Here is a 19,408-nt window from a genome sequence, read left to right on the forward strand (position 1 = left end):
AAATAAATTCGCTCATTTTTTTAACAATTGTGTCAGTAACGGCTTGATTAAACTCATCAATAAGTCCCAACCTAATTCGTTTAAATTACGGCCATCAGCCTGTAAATAAGCTTTGGCAGCGTAATGACTGTGTTGCATTTTTTTTAAAAGATTAATAAAGGGCACGTTCAGTTGCTGGGCCACATATTCAGCAGCCAGAGTTAATTGTAATTGCCTCGGCCAGTTGTGATTAGGCTGTTTTTGAGCGTCCGTATAGGGTGGCGATAACAAAATTACTTTATATGGGCCAATCAATTGCATCAACTTGTGCAAATTACTTGTGAAAATCCCCGGCTTGATTTCATCATGCACTGAAACGTCATTGACACCAAAACCCAGCACCACGGCAGCGGGATTGAGTTTGACAACATCACGATTCACATGTGTAAGCGCGTCACTAGTTTTGTGGCCCGGAATGGAACGATTAATGACTTGCGTTTGGGGAAACGCAGTGGCGACGCGTTTCGTTATGGCATCGGTGACTTGATTATTGGCCACTCCGCCGAGCGTATCGTCACCAAATAAAACAATTCGTTGCATAAAAATTAACCTCAAGACTTAATTGATAACGCTTATAATTTTGTTATAATAAGCGACAGAACAAAGCAGCCTCAGATGAAACGGGCTGTTTTCTTATTTACTAAATTAATCATATCATGAGTGAGGCAAATAAATGCAAGACTTTATGAATTACAATGAATACTCTAGGCAGCAGTGGTCTCAGTTTCGTGGCGCTGATTTTCATGATATTGGCACCACTGATTTGGATCATGTGCGCTCCGTGGATGATCAGATTTCATTAAAAGATGTTCAAGAAATTTATTTGCCATTACGTCATTTACTGCATCTTTATTTTAAAAATTATCAAGCATTGTCCAAACAAAAAGCGCAATTCTTAGGCAAACAGCCGCAAAAAGTGCCCTTTATCATCGGGATTAGCGGCAGTGTCGCTGTTGGTAAAAGTACGACAGCGCGTTTGTTAAAAGTGATGTTAGAGCGCGCCTATCCTCAATATTGTATTGAACAGATGACGACCGATGGTTTTTTGTATTCTACTAAAGAATTAGAGCAACGCCACATTTTGAACGATAAGGGTTTTCCATGGAGTTATGATAACGAAAAAATCCTGACTTTTTTGGAACAAGTCAAGGCCAATCAAGGACCAGTCAGTTATCCGATTTACTCGCACGAGAGTTACGATATTGTGCCGAACCAAGTTCAGTGGGTGGATCATCCAGATATTTTGATTTTGGAGGGTATCAATGTGTTACAGTCGCCGCAAAATCAAAAATTGTATGTGAGTGATTATTTTGATTTTTCTATTTATATTGATGCTGATCCCAAACTAATTGAAGAATGGTTCATTCACCGTTTCCAAGGCTTTTTGGCAGCTGAAAAGGACCAACCTAATCCGCAAAATTATTACTACCAATTTTTGAATCAACCTTACGAAGAAGTTATGCAGTTGGCGCATCAAGTTTGGCATGATGTTGATTATCGCAATTTAGTTGAATATATTGCACCAACGATGAATCGTGCGGATGTTATTTTGCATAAAACGCATCAACATATGATTGACAAAGTGTTGTTTAAGAAATATTAGGACTGTGCAAGTGTAAAAGTTGTTGGATCTAACTTCTGTAACAAAGTTGAGGGTTGGAGGGGAGCAATCAACGTTAATTGGTGCATCGCCCGCGTTGCTATGGTGTACAAGATGCCTTGGTCGCCAAGTGTTTGATAATTATCAGGGCTGACGTCGTAAGCAATGACGCTGTCAAATTCTAACCCTTTTGCTAAGTACACCGGCAAAATTATAATACCTTGCGGAATTTGGAGGGCTTTTTCAGTTAATAAATGATGTGTCAGTGTGAATTGGTCGTCCAATTTTTGGGCTTGGGCTTGCGTTTTAGTGATAATTGCGACCGTTATTTGATGAGCAAGGTTTATTTTAGCTTGTTGTTCAACTGTTTCTTGCAAATGTGGCGTCAAAATAATTTGCGGTTTTTGACCTTGCCGATTGAACGGTTGAATTTGGTCACCAGAAGCGATGAGTTGCTTGGCAAAATTAGTGATGGCCGCCGTCGAGCGATAGCTTTGGTTGAGCGTAATCACAGCAGTTTTGGCAGCACCTAAAAGCGTGGCAATTTCTTGAAAATGTTCTGTTGGTAAACCATCGGCTTGATAAACGTTTTGTTCAATATCTCCCACCAAAGTGAGTTGGGCTTGAGGAAATGCTTCATGGATATAGGCTAATTGTAAATCAGAATAATCCTGAATTTCATCAATAAATAAATGCTGAATCTGGTGATTTTGCCCGCGTCCAGTGACCAAATAACGCAGATATAAAATGGCCGTCGCATCATCAAGTTGTAAAGAATGCCGCTCCAGCTGTTCTTCAAATTGTTGAATCATTTCTTGCCAAACTATTTGGGAGATGTCCGCTGGCTTAAGTTTACGTAAAAATTGGGCGTAAGTTTGGGTTTCGTCAAACAGATAATCGTTGTAAATAGCATCATATAAAGGTAAATAATGCTGTTGCAAATAATAGTGATTCAAAGCTTGTTGTTGCTGATTAACCTCAGCATCCAACAGCTTTTTTTCTTGCAAAATTTGTTGATATTGGGCGTCACTGAATTGATTAACTGCCTCGACCACCCAGTCGGCGTTCTGTTGTGAGCTAATCAGTTGTTTAACTTGCTGAATCAATTGATTTTTGGTTTGCAAATATTTATCCGCCGGTAACAAATTCTTGGGCCAACTTTGATAGATTTGTTGAATTTGCTCCGCACTAAAAATAATCTCACCTTCAAAATATAGATTCCGAAAAGTTGGTGTTGTCAGCAACTGTTGATAATTTCGTAAGAGCTCAATGAAAGTCTTGCTGGTTTTAAATTGCCGAATTTTTTGATGAGAGCAGTGATTTTGCTGCTCATGTTCGAAGCGTTCAAAGAGTGTTTCAATATGAAAACCTTGCAAACGTTTGGTTAAGAATTCGCTCAAGGTGACTTGACGCATATTTTTTTCGCCTAAACTAGGTAAGACTTCGGCAATATAATTGGAAAAAAGTTTGTTCGGTGAAAACAAAATAATTTGATCGGAGTCCAAGTTTTGACGACTATGATACAGCAAATACGCGATGCGCTGCATAATGGTGGAAGTTTTACCGGAACCGGCAGCACCTTGAACGATGAGCACTTGTGATTTAGTATCTCGGATAATTTGGTTTTGCTTGCGTTGAATGGTAGCCACGATATTTTTCATTTGCGCGCTGCTAGCTTGTCCCAAGGCATTTTGTAAGATTTCATCGCCAATCGTTTCGTTGGTGTCAAACATGTTGGTGATTTGCCCAGCTTTAATCGAAAATTGGCGTTTACGTTGGAGGGCAACTTGTTTGGGACCCGCAGGCGTTTGATATTTGACTTGGCCTAAAGTGCCGTTGTAATAAATTGCCGCAATCGGTGCGCGCCAATCATAAACTAAAAAATTACCTGTTTGGGGATCGTCTAACGAGGCTGTGCCAATATATAAAGTATCAGCTTCTTGATCTTCAACGATATCAATCCGGCCAAAATAAGGAGTTGTTTGTAAATTCAGGAGATTTTTTTGTTTACGCTGCAATAATTCTTCGTCGCTGGTCGAACTGTTCAACAATTGCTTTTGTTGTTGCGTAGTGGCGTAAGTTTCCATGATGTCATCAGTTTCAATATAGTTAGCGCGCGTGTTTGCGCCATAATTAATTTCGACACGGTGACGCTCTTGTTGGACTTGCTCAAGTTTTTGTTCTGTTTGCTGTAATTGTTGGGCAATATTTTGTTCGACATGATTGAGATGGGCTTGTTCTTGTTGTTGCGTATTATTTAAAAAATTCATGGTTCAGTCCTTTCAGTGGCGCCAGAATTAGCTAAGCCAACTGCTGAAAATTATGTTATAATCACATTAACATTTTGTATAATTAAGTGCAAAGTATTGTCAAACTGGGAAAACAGAAACTAGCTGGTGCTGTGAAGCTAGCCCAAGTTGGATAAGAAGTGGAGCTTAATTCATAAACGGTTTTTAGTGCCTTAAGCTATGTGAGTGGTAATTTTTTACAAAACAGGTGGCACCACGGTCATGCGTCCTATTGTTCAATGAACAATAGGACTTTTTTATATTTAGGAGGAAAAATAATGCAACATACGATTTTAACAGCGGATCGCCCAACAGGCAAATTACACATTGGTCATTATATTGGCTCTTTAAAAAACCGGGTGCGGTTGCAAAATAGTGGCGAATATCGAACTTTTATTATGATTGCGGATATGCAGGCGCTTACCGATAATGCGCGCAATCCTGAAAAAATTCAAAACAGTTTGATTGAAGTCGCACTAGATTATTTGGCTGTGGGGATTGATCCTAGCAAATCGACCATTTTTGTACAATCGCAAATTCCAGCATTAAATGAATTGACAATGTACTATCTAGACTTGGTTTCGTTGGCACGGTTAAAGCGCAATCCTACGGTCAAAAGTGAAATTCAACAAAAGGGTTTTGGTGAGAGCGTGCCGGCGGGTTTTTTAGCTTATCCAATCAGTCAAGCCGCGGATATTACGGCTTTTAAAGCCGATACCGTCCCAGTTGGTGATGATCAAGAGCCAATGCTAGAACAGACACGCGAGATTGTGCGGTCATTTAATACAACTTATCAAAAAGACGTTTTGGTGGAGCCAGCTGGCTTGTTTCCACCGAAAGGTCAAGGCCGCTTGCCCGGATTAGATGGCAATGCTAAGATGAGTAAATCGTTAAACAACGCCATTTATTTGTCTGACAGTGCAGACGAACTTCATCAAAAGGTCATGAAAATGTATACGGATCCCAAGCACATTCATGTGGAAGATCCAGGGCAAATTGAAGGTAATATTGTGTTTGACTATCTAGATGTTTTTGCTACGGATCAAAAGCAAGTGGCGGCATTAAAGACGCAGTATCGACATGGTGGCCTTGGCGATGTAAAAGTGAAGTGTTATTTAGAAGAAGTTTTGAATGCTACTCTAGCGCCCATTCGCCAGCGTCGTGGCGAATATGCCAAAGATTTAGGAACGGTTTATCAAATTTTAAAAACAGGTAGTCAAAAAGCAAACGAAGTGGCTGCACAAACCTTGTCGGAAGTACGGGCAGCCATTGGGGTTAATTACTTTGATAAACACTAAATTCAAAAAGAATTAGTTAGAAAAAAGTGTATTTTATTAAAAATACACTTTTTTTATTTGGTAATTCTTGCTATTTGTTCATCGTTGGCATAACGTAATAATAGTTAAACTAATCTGGGGATCTGTGCACTAAATTTTTCCAGATTGGAGTTGCATCAAGCTTTCCAAAATAAATGAGGTGTAATTAATGAACGGCAATATTGACAATAATGGTAAAAAATTTAACCGTTTGGTCATGGTCATTACGCTTTTGTGCGGAACTTTTTGTACCGTGCTCAACGGGACCATTTTAGCGACCGCGTTTCCCACATTGATGCGAACGTTTAATATTTCAGCATCAACAGTTCAATGGTTAACGACTGGTTTTATGATGGTTAATGGGGTTATGATTCCAGTGAGTGCTTGGTTGAGTACACGCATTAATTCAAAAACGCTGTATATTTTTGCTATGAGCACTTTTCTGGTGGGGACGATAATTTGTTATTTTGCACATAGCTTTGGAGTTTTATTGTCAGGGCGCTTGATTCAAGGCGTTGCTGTCGGGATTACAATGCCTTTGATGCAAACAATTATGTTGAGTATTTTTCCCAAAGAAAAACGCGGCATGGCGATGGGGCTTGGCGGCTTGGTGATCGGATTAGCACCAGCGATTGGACCGACCTTATCTGGCTGGGTGATTGATAATTGGACTTGGCGAGATTTGTTCAGCATCATCATTCCAATTGTGGCTTTGGTGGTTGTCGCCAGTTTCTTTACGATGAAGTCAGTTTTAAAAACGTCCAAGAGTTCGATTGATATTTTGTCCATTGTTGAATCAACGGTTGGTTTTGGAACATTGCTGTTTGGTTTTTCATCAGTTGGTGATGATGGTTGGACGTCACCCAAAGTTTATGTCAGCATTATTGTTGGGGTCATCTTTATCGTGTTGTTTGGCTATCGTCAATTAAAATTAACGAAACCATTTTTGGAATTACGCGTCTTTAAATCTTCAGAATATGCTCTGTCAGTTGTTTTGTCTTCGGTAACGAATATGGCCATGATGGGCGTCGAAATGATTTTGCCATTGTATTTGCAAATGGTCAAAGGTTTATCAGCATTTCATTCAGGGTTAGCTTTATTATTGGGAGCTTTAGTTACTGGAATAATGAGTCCTGTAACTGGGGTGGCTTTTGACAAATTTGGGGCCAAACGTTTGGCTACTACTGGCATGTTTTTTTTAACGTCAGGAACGATTCCTTTTATTTTTATCACGCAGCATACGTCAACTGTATTAATTATTGCATTGTACACATTCAGAATGTTTGGAATTTCCATGGTTAATATGCCAGTGACGACTTCAGGCATGAATTCTCTACCATTCGATTTAATCAGTCATGGGACAGCGGTGAACAATACGATTCGCCAGGTTTTTACTTCGATTGGGACGGCGATTTTGACGAGTGTGTTGACCAATGTGACGAATACGGTTAAACCAGCCCATAGGTTGTTGACGCAAGCACCGTTCGCATATAAAAATCAGATGATGAATGCCACGGTGATCGGCTATCGGGCTGCTTTTGCGGTGGCCGTACTTTTTTGTTTAGTGACCTTTACATTATCGTTTAAGTTAAAAGATAAGACGCCAACTTCTAAAATCGTTAAGGAGGCTGCTTAAAATGATTCTTTTTTTGTTAATTGTTTTAACGTTAATCACTTATTTAGGCAGTGTCTATTTAAAAAATCGGCGTGCCAGTTTGTGGATTCGCTGGGTAGGCAATTTGTGTTTGGTGGTCGTATTGGCATTGTTGGTGCTTAATGATTCTTTTCATTTGGGGATGAAGACTATCACGACCAAACAAACGACAGCCATTGAGTCAGTATCTTCCCAAGCTAATTTGTCAATGTTGATGTATAAACCGGTTGGAACTAAAGGAACCGAAAAAGTTTATCTGTATAAAACAAACCACTCACAAAAAGTACAGACGTTGACTCCTGAACAGGCAACCACAAAGGTTGTTCAAACTAAAGGTAAACCCAAATTGGTCCAAAAAAAGCAGCAGTGGGTTTACCAAAATGTGGCGATGAAACAGCTATTTGGGGTTCTAGGCAATGATCATCGTCGAATTAAAACGCAAAATACGTTGTATGTTAAAAATGATTGGTTAGTGCTATCGACCAAACAAGCTAAAATATTACAAAAGAAACTGGCTAATAAGCAAATACAGGCGAGGTTGCAACAACAAATCAAACAAAAAGTCACTGTCAAAATGGCGCAAATGTCAAAAGAACAATTAACGCCACAACAACAAGTGCGGCAGATCCATCGTCTGACCCAACAAGTTCAAAAACAAGCACTTGAGTCTTTATTGAAATAAAAGTAGTGAGGGTTTAAAATCAGATTTTGATTTTAAACTTTTTTTTTCGGCAAAAAACGTAATTTTAGATAGAAACGATTCAGGATAGGACAAAATATGAGTAAACGCGGTTATAAAAAGCAACGTTCAAAAGGTAATCTCTTCTTAGCGATAGTTATTCTCATTGCTATCATCTTTTTTGGTCAAAAGTTACCTAGTCATGATCAAACCAATCAACAAGGCAATGCTAGTGCTTTGTTGAATCTGAAATTTGATCTCACGAAATATCCGCAAAATTATGCTGTAGTAAATCAAAATAATCCGCAGTGGAGTACCGCAGTTGCTCAGGAGATTAAAGATGTCACGCAACAACGTCCACAGTATTTACAACAACTGGCACAACAACAAAAAACGCAATATTCAGCCTTTGATCATTTAGGTCGTACACAAATGGTCACAAGTTTTGTCCGTTATAAAGATGTTGTCAAACATTCATCGCAAGTGATGGCCCGACCTGCTTTTCCATCAACGACGAAAGTGTCGGGAGAATATCAAGATGGTCATTTTGATGCTCAACAAAATCGTTGGACTGGGACAGTTTCGAACAATCAAATTGTCCAGTTGTCCGGTTATCGGGGCTACCTTTATAATAAAAGTCATTTATTGGCTTGGTCGTTGGGTGGTTCGATGGATAGTGACAATATTATTTTGGGAACGCGTGCCCAAAATGTCGGGACCAATAATAGTCGAGATCCCGGTGGTATGGCGTACGCTGAAACTAAAGTCCGCAATTACTTGCGTCAAAATCAGGATGAAGTGGTCTTTTATCAGGCAACGCCTATCTATTCTGGTCAGGAATTGGTCCCACGAGGGGTGCAAGTGCAAGCCCAAGCGCTTAAAAATCCGCAAGCTCTCAAAATTAATATCTGGACATTTAATGCACAAGCTGGTGTAGCGTTGAATTATCAAACCGGACAAGCTAGTGTTAATTAAATTTGCTTAATTATTTTTTATGAGTTGGTTTTAATGGTCGAAATTTGGTCCTAAATTGTGTATTCTATTAATTGTGAACAGGAGGATCTTATGACCAAAATTGCCTTGATTGATGTCGGTTCTAATTCAATTAGAATGGCTATTTACCAGATCCAAAATCAACAAATTATTGCTGAAGGGCAACGTTATCGTGAGTTTGTGCAGTTGGCTAAGGGCATGACAAGTGATGGTTGCATTAATGACGCCAATTTTGATGCGGGCGTCCAAGCGTTAAAGCAATTTCGGCAAGTGATTGATCAAAATCAGGTTGATCAAGTGATTGCGACAGCCACAGAAGCTATTCGACGAGCCAACAATCAAAAAGCATTTTTGGCAGCTGTCCAAGCTCAAGCACAAATCAAAATTCAAGTTTTGAGTGGTTATCAAGAAGCTTATTTTGATTCATTAGCCATCCAAAAGGCGTTTCCCACAGATGATTTTTTATTTTTGGATATGGGTGGCGGTAGCTTTGAATTAGGTGCAGTTATTAATCAGCGTCTGGTCAAGGCAGACAGCTGGTCTTATGGTGCGGTGACTTTGTATGACTTGTTGCGCCAGCCAGATTGTTTGTCACGGCATCAGCAACAACAGCTTCAAAAATTATTACAACCTTGCTGGTCTGAGTTTAAGGGTTTGACTGCCTCCAAATTGGTGGTCATTGGTGGTGTTCATCAAGTTTTGTTTGAAGTCATGCAGCTCAAAGCTAACTGTTGGCAACCGGCTCAAACGATTACACGTTGGGTTGAGCGAGTTCAGCATAATAATTTGGCTGCTAATTCAGCACTGGCGAATATGGAATTTGTGCGGGCACCTTTTATGCCGGCAGGTTTGATGCCCTTGCGAGAAATATTGACGCAGTTTGCTATTCAACAGGTCAGTTTTTGTTCTTATGCGTTACGCGATGGTATTTTGGCAGATTTATTAAAAAATAAAATGTGAGTTAATTGGTAATTCTTACATATCAGGACAATTAGATTGGGAATAATTATGTAAAACTCAGTAGTTTAAATACTGAATTAGGGAGATCAGCCACGATAAGGTAAAACGATTTTTTGATGTGTTAAGATACGTCCGGCCATTTCGTGGATCAATTCATTCAACCAAAATCCGGGTTGCAGATCTAACATTTGATCTAATGCATATACGCGTAGTTCGTATTGGTGAGTGCCACTTGGTGGTGTTGGTCCGTGGTAAGTTTGATTCAACAGAGGATCACTTTGATTGAGCATCGATCCAGCAAATGAGTTCTTACCCTGAAGCATTGTAAACGGCGGCTTTTGGCTGGCATTTTCAGGAATTTGGTGAATGTCGGGCGCAATATTGGCTACTGTCCAATGAATCCATTCAAAACCACAGACCGGGATAGAATCTGGATCTAAGAAGGTCAACGCTAACGATTTGGTTAATGCAGGTACGTCTGCAATCTCAATCGGAAAAGATGTCGCAGGATATTTATTTTGATATAAATCATTACCCGTCGCAAATTTGCCATATTTTTTGGGCAGTAATTCACCGATTAGAGGCACATTAATTTTCATATACAATCTTCCTTTGCTTAAATGTTATACTGAAAACAGTTTCTGCACTAAATTTTAACAATTTGAAAAGATAATGCAAACGATGAGATAGGCGGTGTGTCAAATGGATGAGTTACAACAATTGATTGATCAAGCGCAACAGGTGACTTTTTTGACAGGAGCTGGTGTGTCGACAGCTTCGGGAATTCCAGATTATCGATCGAAAACAGGTTTATATGCGGGAAGGCAGCGGCCTGAGGAACTGCTGAGTCATGACTACTTTGTCGCTCATCCTGACAAATTTTGGCAATTTGTCAAACAAAGTTTGTACTTTCCGGAGGCTCAACCAAATATTATCCATCAAAAAATGGCGCAAATTGCAGCCACTAAGGGACAGGTTATTACGCAAAATATTGATGGTTTGGATCACAAGGCAGGCAATCAACAAGTCATTGAGTTTCACGGTAATTTATATCAAACATACTGTACTCAATGTCAAAAAGATGTGCCATGGCAGGAATATTTGGCTGATTATCGTCATCCAGATTGTGGTGGTTTCTTGCGTCCACGCATTGTTTTGTATGGGGAAGGTATTAATGAACAGGTCGTCCAAAAGTCAGTACGTGCCATTCAACAAGCGGATGTCATTATTGTTGTGGGCACTAGTTTTCAAGTTTATCCATTTGCGGGTTTGTTGCAGTATCGACAACCTCAAGCTAAATTAGTGGCTGTGAACAAAACGCCGTTAGATGTTGGTCAACATGGATTGATGTTGACGGGTGATGCTGCACATATTTTTGCTCAACTTCATTAAATTCCAGTTTTTGGTAAAGATTTGCGCGATAGTAAGGCAATGCTATAATTGACAACAATACGAAAGAATTGAGGCAAGTAAATGTCTAAAAAACCAACATTTTATATTACGACACCGATCTACTATCCTTCGGGAAAATTAACGATTGGTAATTCTTATACAACAGTTGCTGCGGATACTTTGGCTCGTTACAAACGTTCGCGCGGTTTTGACGTCTTCTTTTTGACAGGAACTGATGAGCATGGTTTGAAAATTGAGGAAAAAGCTGAAGCTAATGGCATGGATCCCCAAAGTTATGTTGACAAAATGGCTGCGGGCATTAAGGAACTCTGGCAGCTTTTAGAAATTTCGAATGATAAATTTATTCGCACGACAGACCAAGAACATGTTGATGCTGTTCAAAAAATTGTCCAAAAATTAATTGATAGTGGCGATGTGTATTTGGGTGAATATCTGGGCTGGTATTCCGTTGAGGATGAGGAATATTTTACTGAATCACAATTGGCAGAAGTCTATCGAGATGATCAAGGACAAGTCATTGGTGGCAAAGCTCCTAGTGGTCATGAGGTGAAATTAGTTAAGGAACCATCATATTTCTTCAAAATGAGTAAATATGCGGATCGTTTGTTGCAATACTATGAAGATCATCCTGATTTCATTCAACCGGAAAGTCGCAAGAATGAAATGATTAATAATTTTATCAAGCCGGGCTTAGAAGATTTGGCGATGTCTAGAACTAGTTTTAATTGGGGCGTGCCGATTCCTAGTGATCCAAAGCATGTGGTTTATGTGTGGGTTGATGCTTTGTTGAACTATATTACTGCACTAGGTTATGGTAGCGACAATCAAGCTTTATTTGATCGTTACTGGCCAGCCAATGTTCATTTTGTCGGCAAAGAAATTGTGCGTTTTCATACCATTTATTGGCCAATTATTTTGATGGCGCTTGGTTTGCCTTTGCCAAAGCAAATTTTTGGTCATGGGTGGCTCTTGATGAAAGATGGCAAGATGTCCAAGTCGAAGGGCAATGTCGTTTATCCAGAAATGTTGGTGGAACGCTATGGTTTAGATCCATTGCGTTATTATTTGATGCGTGCGATTCCATTTGGCAGTGATGGAGTTTTTACGCCTGAAGATTTTGTGCAGCGAATTAATTATGATTTGGCAAACGATTTGGGTAACTTGTTGAATCGGACAGTATCCATGATTAATAAGTATTTTGATGGTCAGATTCCAGCACTAGTGTTGGGTCAGACTGCAGTAGATCAAGACTTGGAAAACTGTGCTGCCCAAACAATTGCGGATTACAATCAAGCAATGGATCAATTTGAGTTTTCCACAGCCTTAGATGATACTTGGAAATTTATTTCGCGAACCAATAAATATATTGATCAAACTCAGCCATGGATGTTGGCTAAAGATCCTGATAAAAATGAGGAACTTGGCAATGTGATGGCGCATTTAGCGGAAGCTTTGCGGATCATTGCCATTTTGATTAGCCCAGTGATGACGCATGCGCCGCAAAAGATTTTTGAGCAGTTAGGCTTTACGGCTGAACAATTCCAGCCGATTAGTTATGGTCATTTACCACAGCCTAAAGTAGTGGCACAACCGACACCGATTTTTCCGCGGTTAGATTACGATGAAGAAGTCGCTTATATCAAGGACAAAATGCGTCAGGAGCAACAAAAAGCGCAAGCTAATGGGACGCTCAAAGTTACTAAATCGGCGGCCGCAAAGCAAAAGCAAATTAGCCAAAAAGCTGAAATTAATATTGACGATTTTGATAAAGTACAAATTCAAGTCGTAGAAATTTTGGCGGTTCAAAAGGTTCCAAAGGCTGATCGGTTATTGCAATTTAAGTTGGATGATGGTAGTGGTCAAGAACGGCAAATTATTTCGGGAATTGCAGAATTTTATCCCAATCCACAAGAATTAGTTCATCAAAAAGTCTTAGCGATCACGAATCTGAAACCTCGAAAAATGCGTGGTGTAATTAGTTCAGGGATGTTATTATCCGCTGAACACAACGGGCAAGTGCAATTGGTCACGGTACCACAAGAATTAGTCAATGGCTCAGGTGTAGAATAGATGCAAATATTCGATACGCATACGCACTTGAATGATGATCCCTTGTGGGATCAAACACCTCAATATCTCCAACAAGCCCAGCAATTAGGCGTTATTCAGATGGCTATCGTGGGTTCAAATGCCAAATTTAATCAGCGAGCGTTGCAGTTAGCAAGACATTATGAACCTTTATTTGCGGTTCTAGGTTGGCATCCAGAAGATAGTGCGCATTATGACAAACAGGAACAAGAACGACTCATTACTCAGTTGCAAGATCCTAAAGCAGTAGCAATTGGTGAAATTGGTTTGGATTATCATTGGTCCCAAAATCCGGAACCCAAAATTCAACAGGCTGTTTTGATTCAGCAATTAGAATTGGCACAACAGTTCCATTTGCCAGTTAATATTCATACGCGAGAAGCTATGGCTGATACGTATGCCATTTTAAAGGATCATTTGCCGGATAAGGGCGTTATTATGCACAGTTTTAATGGTAGTGAAGCTTGGTTGGCTAAATTTTTGGAGCTGGGCTGTTATATTTCGTATAGTGGCGTGGTTTCCTTTAAAAATGCGCCTGAAGTTCGTCAAGCAGCGATCAAAACACCATTAAATCGGTTGCTAGTTGAAACGGATGCACCATATTTAACGCCAGAACCCCATCGTGGCGAATTGAATCAACCAGCGTTTAGTCGGTTTGTTTTGGAAGCAATTGCTAACTGTCGCGATGAGTCTTTAGAACACTTAGCACAAGTCACTTATCAAAATGCACATGAGGTTTATGGTTTAAATGAAAAAAATTAAAGAGGTAATTGTCGTAGAAGGGCGCGATGATACTGCACGTTTGCAGCAGGTTTTAGGGGATGTTGATACGATTGAAACTAATGGTTCAGCTATTAATGAGCAAACGATTCAATTAATTCAACAAGCTCAAGCCAAACGGGGCGTAATTGTTATTACAGATCCTGATTTTAATGGTGAGCGTATTCGTCGGAAAATTTTAGAGCAAGTACCAGATGTCAAGCAGGCTTTTTTGCGGCGTCAGGATAGCGTACCGGCTAATCATCATGGCAGTTTAGGTCTGGAACATGCTAGTGGTGCTGTGATTAAGCGTGCTTTGCAGGCCGTTTGGACGACGGATCAAGGTGGCGAGCAACTGATTTCACAGCAAGATTTATTAGATTTAAATTTAATTGGTGCAGCGGAATCACGGCATTTACGCGAACGAGTGGGCGATTTATTACACATTGGTTATGGTAATGCCAAGCAATTTTTGCGGCGTTTGGCCATGTTTCAGATTACATTGGTACAATTACAACAAGCAGTGCAGCAAGCAAAAGAGGAATTACATGGCAGTTGGGAAATTTGAGATTGCAGATCCTTTACGGACCCAAGCAATTTTGGCAGAGCATCAAATTCAAGCTAAAAAAAGTTTAGGACAAAATTTTTTAAAAGAACCAGCGGTTATTGATCAGATTGTTGCAGATGCTCAGTTGACTGCCAACGATATTGTTTTAGAGATCGGTCCAGGCATTGGCAGTTTAACGGAGCAATTAGCGAAGGTTGCAAAACAAGTTTATGCATTTGAATTAGATCAAAGTTTGATTGCGCTATTAGAGGAAAATTTGGCACCTTATGACAATATTCAAATTATCCAGGGCGATTTTTTGGAAGTAGATTTGGCGGCTTTTTTTGAGCAAAAGCAACTAACGGGGCAATCAGTGAAAGTTGTTGCTAATTTGCCGTACTACATTACCACGCCAATTTTGTTGAAGTTGTTGAATGCACCTGTTGCACTAGACAAATTAATTTTGATGATGCAAAAAGAAGTCGCCTTGCGCTTAACAGCTCAGCCAGGACATCGTGAGTATGGCTCTTTGAGTGTGGTTGTCCAAACCAAGTCGCAAGTTAAAATTGAACAAACTGTTTCGCATGCTAGTTTTGTGCCACAGCCTCAAGTAGATTCAGCCGTGGTTAGTTTTGATTTAGCACAGTTGCCTGATTTTGCAATTACAGATCGGTCATGGTTTGATCAAGTTGTAAAGGCGATTTTTAAGCAAAAGCGAAAGAATCTTTGGAATAATTTATTATCTTTTGTTGGTAAAAATCCTGAAAATAAAGCGAAATTAGAAACTGTTTTTCAGAAATTACGGTGGCAACATCAAGTGCGTGCAGAGCAGTTGAGTATTGAACAAATCAATACTTTAGCGCAACAATTGGCGTTGATCTTCCCAAAATAAATAAGAAAATTGAAAAAAAGATTGTTTAATGTTACAATTTATGCTAAAGGGGTTGAGTTTATGCCAACAACATTTGATTCAATTAAACATAAGTTGGATGATCATCTAGGTGAAAGTATCACGGTTATTGCTCAGGTAGGACGTAAAAAAGTTACTCGTCGTCATGGCAAATTAGCGGAAACTTTTCATTCAGTGTTTGTCGTAGATTTAGATCCTACTGAAAATTCTTTTGAACGTGTTTCATATAGTTATGCTGATTTATTAACTAAATCTATTGAGTTGTCTTTTGATTAATAGGTTGCCTTTTATGAAAGGGCAATCTTTTTTTGTGCCATTTCGAACAGTCTAAACGCCGATGATTTAAAAATGTTCGGTTTTTCTGTATAATTGAAATGTTAATAATCTCAAAAAAGTAGGTATGCTTTATGAAAGTTCGACGTAGCGAACGCTTAGTGGCTATTACTCATTATTTAGAACAACGACCTTACCAATTGGTTCCACTGACTTTTTTTGCGCAAAAATATAATTCAGCTAAATCGTCGATTAGTGAAGATATTACGATTATTAAGCGAGCGTTTTTGAATAGTCATTTGGGTGTTGTCGAAACGCTACCGGGGGCTGGTGGCGGCGTCTTGTTTACTCCCGGCATCGACCATCAAACTGCGGAAAGTTATCTGTTTGATCTGAAAGCTTTGTTGGCTGATCCGAAGCGAATTTTGCCCGGAGGATATTTATATTTGTCTGATATGTTGGGCAACCCCGCCACTCTCAAAAAGATTGGTCAGTTGATTGCCACTCAGTATGCTGGTCAAAAAATTGACGCCATTATGACGATGGCAACAAAGGGAATCCCGATTGCACACAGTGTTGCGTACTATCTGAATGTTCCGTTTGTGATTGTGCGACGGGAATCTAAAGTAACAGAAGGCCCTACTTTAAGTGTTAATTATGCTTCTGATTCTTCTAATTATGTCGAAAAAATGGAGTTATCTAAACGTAGTTTGAGCCTAGGCTCACGTGTTTTGGCAGTGGATGACTTTATGAAGGGTGGTGGCACGGTCAGTGGAATGCAAAATCTGGTGCAAGAATTTGAAGGTCAGTTAATCGGGGTTACCGTTTTGGTGGAAGCTAAAAGCCCCAATGATGATCTGACTAAAAAGATGACGACCTCGTTATTAAATGTTCAAGATTTGACGACTAGTTCGCAAGTAATTAACGTGTCCATGGGCAATTATTTGCAGCGCACAGATTTTGCTCGCTTTGAAACAAAAGATTGAGTGGTTTTCGACATTCATGTATGATAATAATGACAAGATTGATAAATTTGAAATGGAGCGAAGGAGTTTAAATGGCTGAGCGTTTGACAGTGATTTTAGCTGCGGGTAAAGGTACCCGTATGAAATCCAAATTATATAAAGTTTTGCACCCGGTTTGTGGTCGAGCAATGGTTGATCATGTGTTGACCCAAGTGGAACAAACGCATCCTAGTGAAATTGTGACGGTTGTGGGCTTTGGTTCGGATCAAGTTCAAAAATTGTTGCATACCAGAACTGCTTATGCTTTACAAAAAGAACAATTAGGGACCGCACATGCGGTTTTACAAGCAGAGTCGTTGCTAGCCGATAAAAGTGGGACAACATTAGTCATTAGCGGTGACACGCCATTGTTTACGGCAGAAACATTGAATCAGTTATTTGCTTATCATGAACAAAATCAAGCAATGGCAACGGTATTAACGGCTAAGGCACCAGATCCTTTTGGTTATGGTCGGGTGATCCGCGATGAAAATGGTCAAGTGTTGCGGATTGTGGAGCAAAAAGATGCTACTCCAGAAGAACAGCAAATTCAAGAAATCAATACTGGTGTTTATTGTTTTGATAATCAACAGCTATTTACTTATCTGCACATGGTCAACAATGATAATGTACAAAGTGAATATTATTTGCCTGATGTGATTGGTTTGATGCAAGCGCAACAGCAAAAAGTTTTGGCTTATCAAATGGCTGATTTTACAGAATCACTAGGGGTTAATGATCGAATTGCCTTGGCGCAGGCTAACCAAATTATGCAACAACGGATTAATCGACGGTTGATGGCGCAAGGTGTCAGCATGTTAGCTCCTGAACAAACAGCGATTGATATTGATGTTCAAATTGGTGTGGATACGGTCGTTGAAGGTGGAGTAACCATCAAAGGTCAAACCCAAATTGGCGCAGATTGCTATATTACTAGTGGTTCGCGAATTGTGGATTCGACGATTGGTGACGGAGTTACGATTACGAGTTCAACATTGGAACAATCAGTGATGGATAATCAGAGTAATATCGGTCCCAATTCACATTTGCGTCCGAAAAGTCATATTGGTGTTCAAGCTCATGTCGGTAATTTTTGTGAGGTCAAAAATGCCACTTTAGGTGCGCGGACCAAAATGGGGCATTTAAGTTATGTCGGTGATGCTCAAATTGGAAGTGATGTTAATATTGGTTGTGGTGTAGTGTTAGTCAATTATGATGGTGTAAAAAAGTGGTCGACCACTGTGGGCGACCATGCTTTTATTGGTAGTAATTCTAATTTGGTGGCGCCATTGACAATTGCCGATCATTCTTTTGTCGCTGCTGGTTCCACAATTACTCAAGATGTTGCACGACATGATTTGGCTTTGGGTCGTGCACGGCAAATTAATAAAGCTGATTATTGGGACAAGTTGCCCGTTTCAGATGATCCAAATTGGAATAAATAGTTAAGATATTGGTTAAAAGAAAGTTGAGAGAATAATGTCTACACAGAGATCAAATAGTCCGATGAAAATTTTTGCGCTAAACTCCAATAAACCATTGGCAGAAAAGATTGCCCAAGAAGTCGGAGTTCCGTTAGGGAAGTCATCTGTCAAACGTTTTAGCGATGGAGAGATTCAGATTAATATTGAGGAAAGTATTCGCGGTTCCGAAATTTTTATCATTCAATCCACATCGGCGCCTGTTAATGATAATTTGATGGAGTTGTTAATCATGATTGATGCGCTGCGTCGGGCCTCGGCAGCCATGATTAATGTGGTTATTCCGTATTACGGTTATGCGCGTCAAGATCGTAAGGCACGTGCACGTGAACCGATCACTTCCAAGTTAGTAGCTAACATGTTGCAGACAGCAGGGGCTGACCGCGTTTTGGCGTTAGATTTGCATGCTGTTCAGATTCAAGGCTTCTTTGATATTCCTGTTGATCATTTGATGGGTGCGCCGTTATTGGCCGATTATTTTTTGGAAAATGGTTTAGAAAAAGATGCTGTGGTTGTTTCACCTGATCATGGTGGTGTGGTGCGGGCACGTAAATTGGCTGAATTTTTGAAGGCACCAATTGCTATTATTGATAAACGTCGTCCACGTCCGAATGTTTCAGAAGTGATGAATATTATTGGCGATGTGAAAGATAAGCGTTGTATCATTATTGATGATATGATTGACACCGCTGGCACGATTTCCTTAGCAGCACAAGCACTCAAAGAAGCTGGCTCTAAAGAAGTTTATGCTTCTTGTACGCACGCCGTTTTATCTGGACCGGCTATTCAACGTTTGGAGGATTCTCCGATTGAAAAAGTTGTAGTGACAGATTCAATTCAGTTACCACCAGAAAAAATTATTGATAAGATGGTTTCTATTTCCGTCGCACCGTTAATTGGTGAAGCAATCAAGCGGATTTATGACAATGAACCAGTTAGTCCCTTATTCAAAACAAGATTTAAACGTCACTAAATTAAACACTAAAAAAGCTCCCATAGGGAGCTTTTTTAGTGTTTAATTTGTTTTTGCAACAAATCTTTGATGTCTGCTAAATATTGCACTGATAATTCTTCATTGCTGGGTGTTGGTGTATCTTCTACTTGAGGCTTTTTTATCACATTTAAAGCTTTGACAATAAAAAAGACGACCACAGCAATAATCAAAAATTCAATAATTGAATTGAGAAAATCGCCAATCCGAAACATGCCTAATTTAATTTGTGAAAGATCAATACGCCCTAAGAATAATCCAATAAAAGGATTAAGAATATATTTAGTTAAAGCACCGACAATATTTTGAAATGCGCCCCCAATAATCACCCCAATGGCTAGGTCAACTACGTTACCGTGCGAAATAAAATCTTTGAATTCTTGCCACATTATTGCAATTCCTCCTTTTAGCTC

The 19,408-nt window shown here is 39.6% G+C and carries 19 protein-coding genes; 15 read left to right on the forward strand and 4 right to left on the reverse strand.

What is annotated here, in order from left to right:
• Positions 1 to 12: 12 nt before the first annotated feature.
• On the reverse strand, positions 13 to 579 hold the full coding sequence (locus MOO45_RS00950) for an SGNH/GDSL hydrolase family protein (protein WP_249514561.1): 567 nt from the start codon (positions 577 to 579) through the stop codon (positions 13 to 15).
• A 133-nt stretch (positions 580 to 712) separates the two neighbouring features.
• Between MOO45_RS00950 and coaA the strand changes: the two genes are divergently transcribed.
• On the forward strand, positions 713 to 1,642 hold the full coding sequence (coaA, locus tag MOO45_RS00955; RefSeq protein ID WP_249514562.1) for a type I pantothenate kinase: 930 nt from the start codon (positions 713 to 715) through the stop codon (positions 1,640 to 1,642).
• On the opposite strand, the gene helD is transcribed toward coaA, so the two are convergent.
• The gene (gene helD, locus MOO45_RS00960) at positions 1,639 to 3,909 is read right to left on the reverse strand and encodes an RNA polymerase recycling motor HelD (protein WP_249514563.1); all 2,271 of its coding nucleotides are present in this window, start codon (positions 3,907 to 3,909) and stop codon (positions 1,639 to 1,641) included. The genes coaA and helD overlap by 4 nt on opposite strands.
• Before the next feature lie 296 nt (positions 3,910 to 4,205).
• Between helD and trpS the strand changes: the two genes are divergently transcribed.
• The 5 genes from trpS to MOO45_RS00985 all read left to right on the forward strand — a co-directional run bounded on the left by trpS (position 4,206) and on the right by MOO45_RS00985 (position 9,529).
• Complete coding sequence (gene trpS, locus MOO45_RS00965; protein WP_249514564.1) at positions 4,206 to 5,225, forward strand: tryptophan--tRNA ligase; 1,020 nt, start codon at positions 4,206 to 4,208, stop codon at positions 5,223 to 5,225.
• A 187-nt stretch (positions 5,226 to 5,412) separates the two neighbouring features.
• Positions 5,413 to 6,879, forward strand: coding sequence for an MDR family MFS transporter (locus MOO45_RS00970; protein ID WP_249514565.1), 1,467 nt, complete (start codon positions 5,413 to 5,415; stop codon positions 6,877 to 6,879).
• Between the two features lies 1 nt (position 6,880).
• On the forward strand, positions 6,881 to 7,579 hold the full coding sequence (locus tag MOO45_RS00975) for a DUF4811 domain-containing protein (protein ID WP_249514566.1): 699 nt from the start codon (positions 6,881 to 6,883) through the stop codon (positions 7,577 to 7,579).
• 96 nt (positions 7,580 to 7,675) lie between these two features.
• Positions 7,676 to 8,551, forward strand: a complete 876-nt coding sequence (locus MOO45_RS00980; protein ID WP_249514567.1) for a DNA/RNA non-specific endonuclease — start codon at positions 7,676 to 7,678, stop codon at positions 8,549 to 8,551.
• Between the two features lie 90 nt (positions 8,552 to 8,641).
• The gene (locus MOO45_RS00985) at positions 8,642 to 9,529 is read left to right on the forward strand and encodes a Ppx/GppA phosphatase family protein (RefSeq protein WP_249514568.1); all 888 of its coding nucleotides are present in this window, start codon (positions 8,642 to 8,644) and stop codon (positions 9,527 to 9,529) included.
• A gap of 86 nt (positions 9,530 to 9,615) precedes the next feature.
• Here MOO45_RS00985 and MOO45_RS00990 read toward each other — a convergent pair whose 3' ends face one another.
• Positions 9,616 to 10,128, reverse strand: coding sequence for a YbhB/YbcL family Raf kinase inhibitor-like protein (locus MOO45_RS00990; protein ID WP_249514569.1), 513 nt, complete (start codon positions 10,126 to 10,128; stop codon positions 9,616 to 9,618).
• Between the two features lie 103 nt (positions 10,129 to 10,231).
• On the opposite strand from MOO45_RS00990, the gene MOO45_RS00995 reads away from it, so the two are divergent.
• The 9 genes from MOO45_RS00995 (at position 10,232) to MOO45_RS01035 (ending at position 18,977) form a co-directional block, all read left to right on the forward strand.
• Positions 10,232 to 10,921, forward strand: coding sequence for an NAD-dependent protein deacylase (locus MOO45_RS00995; RefSeq protein WP_249514570.1), 690 nt, complete (start codon positions 10,232 to 10,234; stop codon positions 10,919 to 10,921).
• Between the two features lie 81 nt (positions 10,922 to 11,002).
• Positions 11,003 to 13,012: a methionine--tRNA ligase gene (metG, locus tag MOO45_RS01000; RefSeq protein ID WP_249514571.1), complete on the forward strand. Its 2,010-nt coding sequence runs from the start codon at positions 11,003 to 11,005 to the stop codon at positions 13,010 to 13,012.
• Entirely contained in the window at positions 13,013 to 13,792 is a 780-nt protein-coding gene (locus MOO45_RS01005) for a TatD family hydrolase (RefSeq protein WP_249514572.1), read from the forward strand.
• The gene (rnmV, locus tag MOO45_RS01010; protein WP_249514573.1) at positions 13,779 to 14,357 is read left to right on the forward strand and encodes a ribonuclease M5; all 579 of its coding nucleotides are present in this window, start codon (positions 13,779 to 13,781) and stop codon (positions 14,355 to 14,357) included. Before MOO45_RS01005 ends, rnmV begins: the two co-directional genes overlap by 14 nt.
• The gene (rsmA, locus tag MOO45_RS01015; RefSeq protein WP_249514574.1) at positions 14,338 to 15,228 is read left to right on the forward strand and encodes a 16S rRNA (adenine(1518)-N(6)/adenine(1519)-N(6))-dimethyltransferase RsmA; all 891 of its coding nucleotides are present in this window, start codon (positions 14,338 to 14,340) and stop codon (positions 15,226 to 15,228) included. Before rnmV ends, rsmA begins: the two co-directional genes overlap by 20 nt.
• Positions 15,229 to 15,288: 60 nt before the next feature.
• Entirely contained in the window at positions 15,289 to 15,522 is a 234-nt protein-coding gene (locus tag MOO45_RS01020) for a Veg family protein (protein ID WP_249514575.1), read from the forward strand.
• Positions 15,523 to 15,653: 131 nt separating this feature from the next.
• Entirely contained in the window at positions 15,654 to 16,505 is an 852-nt protein-coding gene (gene purR / locus MOO45_RS01025) for a pur operon repressor (RefSeq protein ID WP_249514576.1), read from the forward strand.
• Between the two features lie 71 nt (positions 16,506 to 16,576).
• Positions 16,577 to 17,968 (forward strand): bifunctional UDP-N-acetylglucosamine diphosphorylase/glucosamine-1-phosphate N-acetyltransferase GlmU, encoded by a 1,392-nt coding sequence (gene glmU / locus MOO45_RS01030; protein WP_249514577.1) that lies wholly within the window; start codon positions 16,577 to 16,579, stop codon positions 17,966 to 17,968.
• Between the two features lie 34 nt (positions 17,969 to 18,002).
• Positions 18,003 to 18,977: a ribose-phosphate diphosphokinase gene (locus tag MOO45_RS01035; protein WP_249514578.1), complete on the forward strand. Its 975-nt coding sequence runs from the start codon at positions 18,003 to 18,005 to the stop codon at positions 18,975 to 18,977.
• A 35-nt stretch (positions 18,978 to 19,012) separates the two neighbouring features.
• Here the strand turns inward: MOO45_RS01035 and mscL are convergent, their stop codons facing one another.
• Entirely contained in the window at positions 19,013 to 19,384 is a 372-nt protein-coding gene (gene mscL, locus MOO45_RS01040; RefSeq protein WP_249514579.1) for a large conductance mechanosensitive channel protein MscL, read from the reverse strand.
• Positions 19,385 to 19,408: the final 24 nt, after the last annotated feature.

The organism is Bombilactobacillus folatiphilus, assembly GCF_023380265.1.
In the GTDB taxonomy this organism is placed as follows: Bacteria; Bacillota; Bacilli; order Lactobacillales; family Lactobacillaceae; genus Bombilactobacillus; species Bombilactobacillus folatiphilus.